Below are 2109 nucleotides of genomic sequence, written 5' to 3'. Positions count from 1 at the left end.
GACAGCGTCAAAGGTTACTTGGTAGTGGTATGGTATGGTATCTTCCTGATTGCTGGGTACGGCTTCCACGAAGGGATAGAAGCTATCCAATGAATTAAAATACTTCCACATAAACAAATGGAAGTAAGAGCACCCGTTCTGCTATACCTGAAAAGCTATAAAACAAAAAAAGGCCCCGGATTGCTCCAGGGCCTTTTCTTATCAGACAAGCTTAAAGATTAAGCGTTGTTCTCTTCTTCTGCAGACTCCTCGCCAGCAGCTTCGTCAGAACCTTTAGACTTCTTTGCAGCAGCCTCCAGTTTCTTCACGCCAGCTTCTTTCTCGTTGTCCATCATTTTCTCTTTCAGGGCAGAAAGAGCATCCAGGTCACCAAGCGTAGAACGATCGGCTTCTTTCTGAACTTTAGGAGCTTTCGCTTCTTTCTTCTCACCACCAGCCGGAGCAGCTTTCTTCGTAGCTTTTGCTACTCGGGCAGCGTCAGCCGTCTCAGTGTGCGTAGATGTGTGCGAAAGGATGATCTTACGATCGTCTTTAGAGAACTCCGTTACACGGAAGTCAAGCGCTTCACCTGCTTCAACCTGAGAACCGTCTTCTTTCGTCAGACCTTTCGGGAATGCGAAACCTTCGATGCCGTATGGCAGCTCCAGTGTAGCACCACGCTCAGATTTCTCCAGAACAGACGCCTTGTGAACAGAACCTACGTTGAATACAGATTCGAAAGTATCCCAAGGGTTCTCTTCCAGTTGCTTATGACCAAGAGCAAGTCTTCTGTTCGCTACGTCCAGCTCCAGAACAACTACATCCAGGTTTTCACCAACTTTCACGAACTCAGATGGGTGCTTGATTTTCTTAGTCCAAGACAGGTCAGATACGTGTACCAGACCGTCAACACCTTCTTCAAGTTCCAGGAACAGACCGAAGTTTGTCAGGTTACGAACTACGCCTGTGTGCTTGGTGCCTACTGCATACTTCGTGATAACATTTTCTTTTGTCCAAGGATCTTCAGTAAGCTGCTTAATGCCCAGAGACATTTTGCGCTCCTGACGGTCAAGCGTTAACACAACCGCCTCCACTTCATCGTTCTGCTTGATGAAGTCTTGTGGGTTGCGCAGGTGCTGCGACCAGGACATTTCAGAAACGTGGATAAGACCTTCAACACCTGGCATCAATTCCAGGAATGCGCCGTAGTCAGCCACGTTTACGATTCTGCCTTTCACGCGTGAGCCAACTTCAATTTCAGCTGGCAATGCATCCCAAGGGTGCGGAGTAAGCTGCTTCATGCCAAGAGAGATACGCTTCTTGTCATCATCGAAGTCAAGCACTACCACGTTCACCTTCTGATCCAGGTTCAATACTTCTTCCGGATGGTTAATACGTCCCCATGAGATATCTGTGATGTGTAGCAGACCGTCTACGCCACCAAGGTCGATGAACACACCGAAGTTTGTCATGTTCTTGATAACACCTTCCAGAACCTGACCTTTTTCGAGGTTGTTCAGGATGGCTGCACGCTGCTGCTCGAGGTCTTTCTCGATCAATACTTTGTGAGATACTACCACGTTGTCGAAAGCGGCGTTGATTTTCACAACTTTCACTTCCATCTTCTTACCAACGAACACGTCGAAGTCACGGATCGGCTTCACGTCGATCTGAGAACCTGGCAAGAAGGCTTCAACACCGTAGAGGTCCATGATCAGACCACCTTTGGTTCTTCTCTTCACAACGCCTTCCAGAATGTTGTCATTCTCAAGTGCGTCATAGATTTTAGCCCAGGCGCTAACGATCTTCGCCTTCTTGCGGGACAAGATAAGCTGACCGTTCGGGTCTTCCTGGTCTTCGATAAATACTTCAACCTCGTCACCTACTTTCAGGTCAGGAAGATCTCTGAATTCCGAAACCGGTACCAGGCCATCAGATTTGAAACCGATGTTCAGGATCACGTCACGCTCAGTGATACCTACCACGGTTCCTTTAACAACCTCCTGCTCCTGTACGGTAGTCAGGGTGTCGCCATACATTTGTTCCATTTCGGCACGCTCGTCTTTGCTGTAGCCGCCGCCGAAACCTTGGGATTCAAATTTGTCCCAATCAAAATTATCTGGAGAATTA

1 protein-coding gene is annotated in these 2109 nt (G+C 47.9%); it reads right to left on the bottom strand.

What is annotated here, in order from left to right; genetic code table 11:
• Positions 1-218: 218 nt before the first annotated feature.
• Positions 219-2109 (bottom strand): 30S ribosomal protein S1 (gene rpsA, locus OB13_RS18605; RefSeq protein ID WP_461491687.1); only part of this gene is annotated, 1891 nt, incomplete at its 5' end.

Source organism: Pontibacter sp. HJ8 (assembly GCF_054824225.1).
Note: the sequence above shows the minus strand (reverse complement) of the source record. Positions and strands in the feature narration are given on the sequence as shown.